Raw genomic sequence first — 5,031 nt, forward strand, 5'->3', positions numbered from 1 at the left:
AGTGGATTTACAAGTGGTCATTGCAGTTACTATTATTCATTTAGAACTGGAAAGAAACGGAGATCTTTCCTGAAAGTTAGTATTTCTGTTGATACTGATAAGTTCATTATTACTGGTTTTAAGATATCAGGTAAACCTGTACACGATACAAGGCATGCGATCACATTGCTGAAGCAATGCGACAAAAATCGCAGATCAAATTATTATGTAATGGATAAAGGCTACGATTCTGAGGAAATACATTCTCTGGTAAGGGAAGAACTAGAAGCAATAGCTATGATCCCTTTGAGAGAAAGGAAAAGGAAGAAGATAAAAGGCAAATATCGCAGAAGAATGATACAAGAGTTTGACAGGGTATTGTATCATGTCAGGAACCTGGTAGAAACGATGTTCTCTGTCATTAAAAGAAAATATGGTGAAGAAATTAAGGCACGAAAGCACTTGAATCAACTAAAAGAAATCAAAATCAAACTATTAGTACATAACCTTGACAGGTATGTCAAGGTTAGATATATTGTTCAAATAAGCATTTCTACAGAGCCGCAAAAACATGCAACTATTAACCTGGACCAATTGAATGAATATGAAACAAAGCTAATCCTTACAAGGTCCTTGATCGCATGTGGCAGACAGAAGTGACACAGCATGGAAATGAAATGCGCTGTAATGGCCAGATAATTTCATGATCTTTTTGAGGTTTCACAATGTTCGAAATAGAATTTGTCAAATTACAAAACGGTAAATTCCAGTTAGTTGATATTAAAGTCCCATGGAGATCTGAGATATCAGATGAGTATATATATGACGGTAATGCGGTGTTTCAGGAAGCTAACGGCATTATTGAAGTTCGCGGACCACAGCTTCTGCGCATCAGAAAGCTTCAGATATTCGATAATGAGATCGTGTTACAGATAAAACAGGTGATACAGACAGCACAGAGAAGGTTCGAGGCTCTTAAAGTAGCTCCAGCCTACAAAATAGCATGTCCAAAATGCGGCAGAGCCGAATGGCGTAAGCCCGGAGGTATATGCAAATGCGGTAAACAGATACTTGAGCCCGATGAATATTACAAGGTTCCTATACAGACCCGTGTATCTGTCGAGCGTGGAGAATATTCATTAGAGCATTATATTCCCTACATAAATATGGGAGAATCCCATGTGTCGAACGTACCTGTAATTTTAAGCGCAGCGAACAGGTATTCCGTAAATAATAAACTGTATGTCCTTTTGACCGAGGAAGATCTGCGAAAAATACTGGTGAATTTTGCAGCTGGTGAAATAGTATACGTTTAACAAAAAACTTGTTGGATCTATGAATTGATCTGAAGTACTCTTTCAATGATTTATGATGACCAGGTCATTTCCTGCAAATAAGCTTTGATGCTTCTAATGAAGATTCACTCCAGGCTGTACGTATATAAGTTAAGAAGACAATAAAGTACTGACATAGGAATTTCAGTAGCATATACGACAGTTCCCTGACTTGCACAAGCAAGGCACAAGGAGTGAGAGGATGGAAAACAAATACTGGCTATTGGTATTAATAAAAATAGAAGATGGACAACCTGTTCTTGAGAACAGGGAAGAAAAAGGAAGTCTTGGAGAAATAGCTCAAGGTCTGGCATCTGAAGGAAATATCCTGTTGAACGCAATACCCATCACCGAGAAAGACTATACCCTCTTAAGACACATCCCGGAAAAAGAAGTAGACTACTGAGCAGGGAGTGTTTCGTCCGGGGTCAGATCTTTATGGTCAGTCGCCGTTTCTGGGATCATAACCGGAGGCTGGAATATTCATAACCTGGTCTGGATTTTCTCAATGCCCACTTTCTTCGCCAGCTTTGTGAGATACATATTTTTGTAATAGCACTGTAAATGCTCAGGACCCTGCAAAGACTATTCTACACACTCCGCAACTATATAGTAACTCATATAGTTTAAATTCTACAGTACATAGCTTTTAATAGTGAATGTATGCACTTTTATGCTACAACCCCGGTTTTAAGAAAATCTAAGGAAGGATTTTTGATGACTCAAATGGTACAAATAACAAGGATCGGTGTATTGTCACTGGGTAAGATATTCGGCATTCTGTATGCATTCTTCGGTTTGGTCCTGGGAGCCTTGATGAGCTTGGTCTTTTTAGTCTCAGGCGCTATGGTGGGAGATACGGGAGGAGTAATGGGCTTTCTTTTTGGGGCAGGTGCCATCATAACTCTGCCCATATTCTACGGTATCATGGGCTTCATTTCCGGGATACTTATGGCCATACCTTATAATATGATAGCTAACTGGATAGGCGGCCTTGAGGTAGAGGTAGAGACAAAAGAATAAAACCAGGATATCCAAAACTATTGCAGATGATATAAAACAAACGAAAAACTATTGATCTTTACGTAAAGAAGCAGAAACAAAGATTACGAGGCATTTACTGCCATTCCTCTCACTATGCGAATCTCGTCTGCCCTTTTATTCAATTTTAAACGTATCTTACACAATTATTGTAATGTGGCTCATGCTCTATGAAGCCAAGACCTTCTTTTATTTTTTCTCTTGTTTCTGCATCCAGCCCTTTCAAGTTCTTTATTGAGTCCGGATTTAATGTAATAATAGTAGCTGTCATTATATTCTCCAGAAAACTATGATTCTAATTGTTTTCAGTATCTTCTGATCTTCTCGAAGCAGTTGTCCGAATTTGAGGGTTTTTTAAAAATGCTATGCATAATGGTTTTACGTTTTTCTTCACTAACATGTCAAGCTCCTACAGCACTTTTGTAATGTTGATGAATGGTGCTTATTATATTAATTTAATTATATCTAGATTTCGCTGATAAATCAAATGGGATGTTCTAAAAAGAAGTAATAATAACTATAAAACCATGCCTGACAAGTGGAAAACTTGAAATGGGAGTGATGGCAAGAGGGAAGGGAATGAACCTTGCCATCGATCGGATGAAGACAGTCTATTTATAGACAGCATATTATAAAAATGTATTTATTTAATAAGACGTTGGTGCTTTTGCTTGTCAGCCATGCACTTATGCGTATAAATTAACAGCAAGTAGATATTATATCATAGTCTGTCCAAACCCTATGCATGTCAAACTGATATCAATACAAAAATCTGTCTATCTCCAGAATCCACTGTGGATGATTATTACCTATTTTAACCGACTGATATCGGCACTGATATATTCCCTACAGAGTTGGAATTGGTTTTACTGGAAAATCAAGCACGGATATGTCACAAAAATCGATATTGGGATAATATTCGTATTGATGTTGAATTAACATCTGACTCCCTTGTGCTATGAATATACAAAGTTCTATACTAAAAACAATCTATACTTTAAGATCAATATAATTAAATTCACTTTTTGAGTTGAGTAATGTAGTACATATCCAAAAATCATGTTCAATAGATAAAAATAGTAGAGTTAATAATTCAAATCAACTTTTATCAGTTACAGGAGCTTGGTCATATAAAATAAAAACTACTTTTGCAACAAACTCATTAATAAGCGGTGGTAAAAATAGAATCATAGAATTAAGAAAAATGGTGAATCCTATGTTCATACTTTTTATATAAATGACCAAATACTTTGCGATAATGGTGAATAAACATGTTCATAAAAAACGTAATCAGCTTGTTATTTATTGGATTATGTGCAAGCAATTGCTTCTTTTCAGCAAAAACGGCTTTCTCTAAAAAAGAACATAGAACAAAAACTGAAAATAAAGACAACACCACATTGAAAAAAAGATCTGTTTTCGTCCTTAGCTTATCATTTTGTTTTTTTTGTTTTTCGATAGTCGGATCCGGCCTATCTTCAGCAGCGACTGTTTATGTTGATACAGATGGAAGTGGCAACTACAAATGCGATGGAACAAATGATCACGTTGAAATAAATAAAGCACTGGCGTATATTGATAGTATTGGTGGTGGTACTGTATACCTGAACGGTCCAAATACATACTGGATAGACAGCACTCTAAACATAGGCGCAAATACGATCCTTACAGGAGACTCAACCGCTGAAATAAAACTTGTTGCAAATGCCGGATGGTCTACTGATGTTCCCCTTATTGCAAACATCGGAACAGATGATGATATCACCATCACAGGTTTCACGATCGATGGAAACAGTGAAAATCAAGGCGTTTCTCTTGGTGATGGATATTATACTTTGATCTATTTTGATGGTGCTGAGAATATAGAGGTTTCTCACATGCGTCTTGAGTGGGGATGTGGTGATGGATTAAAGGTCAGAAACGGCAAGAATATTAAATTCGTTTACAATGATGTCTACAAAATGGGTCATGATGCTCTGTATGCCCTTACATGCAATAATATCGAACACGCCTACAACACAATCTTCACACGAACAAATAGTGGATGCAGGTATTCAGATGGTTGCACGGACTCTACAATTCACGACAATCTGATCTATTCTTCTATCTCCGGTGATTCTACAGGTCCTGCAATTCAGATAGCTACATCTTCGACCTCGAACTGTGTGTTCGATGACATTGAGATCTATAATAATCGCATTCATACCATGAATGGTGCAGGTATCTGGATGTCTGCAAACTACCAGGACAATGTAATTCATGCCCGTGATGTGTATATTCACCACAATATCTTTACAAAGGTAGGTCAATATTCATCTAACACCGGATACAGTAATGCTGCCATTACCTTGGGTGATTTCGATAATACGATTATAGAGAATAACGTTTTCGATGACGGAGGACATGCAGCTGTGAAATGGTACCTGCGTCCGGACAGACGCCAGCAACAAACTCAATTTACAACTTATGTAAGAAACAATATTATCATGAACTCAGATGGTGTTTCATCGGTTACCGGATCAGGTGTAGGAATATGGAATACCAATCCAACATACTGCAAGTTTATTGTCCAGAACAATGATATCTACAACAACAGAAATGGACAGACCTACGGTTCAGGTTTCACAATGAGCAACAATCTCAATGTTGATCCCCTATGCGTTGATCCAACCAATTC

General features: G+C 37.3%; 6 protein-coding genes. 5 read left to right on the top strand and 1 reads right to left on the bottom strand.

Annotation, left to right across the window (positions count from 1 at the left end; all coding sequences use genetic code 11):
- The 4 genes from ACCM36_RS06025 to ACCM36_RS06040 all read left to right on the top strand — a co-directional run.
- Positions 1 to 639, top strand: a 639-nt coding sequence (locus tag ACCM36_RS06025; protein ID WP_370572849.1) for an IS5 family transposase, incomplete at its 5' end; no start/stop codon positions are given.
- Positions 640 to 704: 65 nt separating this feature from the next.
- The gene (locus ACCM36_RS06030) at positions 705 to 1,295 is read left to right on the top strand and encodes a hypothetical protein (protein WP_370572850.1); all 591 of its coding nucleotides are present in this window, start codon (positions 705 to 707) and stop codon (positions 1,293 to 1,295) included.
- Positions 1,296 to 1,515: 220 nt separating this feature from the next.
- The gene (locus tag ACCM36_RS06035; protein WP_370572851.1) at positions 1,516 to 1,719 is read left to right on the top strand and encodes a hypothetical protein; all 204 of its coding nucleotides are present in this window, start codon (positions 1,516 to 1,518) and stop codon (positions 1,717 to 1,719) included.
- A gap of 311 nt (positions 1,720 to 2,030) precedes the next feature.
- Positions 2,031 to 2,336: a hypothetical protein gene (locus tag ACCM36_RS06040; protein WP_370572852.1), complete on the top strand. Its 306-nt coding sequence runs from the start codon at positions 2,031 to 2,033 to the stop codon at positions 2,334 to 2,336.
- A 145-nt stretch (positions 2,337 to 2,481) separates the two neighbouring features.
- Here the strand turns inward: ACCM36_RS06040 and ACCM36_RS06045 are convergent, their stop codons facing one another.
- Complete coding sequence (locus ACCM36_RS06045) at positions 2,482 to 2,625, bottom strand: hypothetical protein (protein WP_370572853.1); 144 nt, start codon at positions 2,623 to 2,625, stop codon at positions 2,482 to 2,484.
- A gap of 1,000 nt (positions 2,626 to 3,625) precedes the next feature.
- Between ACCM36_RS06045 and ACCM36_RS06050 the strand changes: the two genes are divergently transcribed.
- The coding region (locus ACCM36_RS06050; protein WP_370572854.1) for a right-handed parallel beta-helix repeat-containing protein at positions 3,626 to 5,031 on the top strand (1,406 nt) is incomplete at its 3' end.

The organism is Methanomethylovorans sp. (genome assembly GCF_041305605.1).
Classification (GTDB): Archaea; Halobacteriota; Methanosarcinia; order Methanosarcinales; family Methanosarcinaceae; genus Methanomethylovorans.

Coding starts and splice junctions, on each gene's coding strand:
- ACCM36_RS06030 (WP_370572850.1), top strand. CDS start 705: ATGTTCGAAATAGAATTTGTCAAATTACAAAACGGTAAATTCCAGTTA.
- ACCM36_RS06035 (WP_370572851.1), top strand. CDS start 1,516: ATGGAAAACAAATACTGGCTATTGGTATTAATAAAAATAGAAGATGGA.
- ACCM36_RS06040 (WP_370572852.1), top strand. CDS start 2,031: ATGACTCAAATGGTACAAATAACAAGGATCGGTGTATTGTCACTGGGT.
- ACCM36_RS06045 (WP_370572853.1), bottom strand. CDS start 2,625: ATGACAGCTACTATTATTACATTAAATCCGGACTCAATAAAGAACTTG.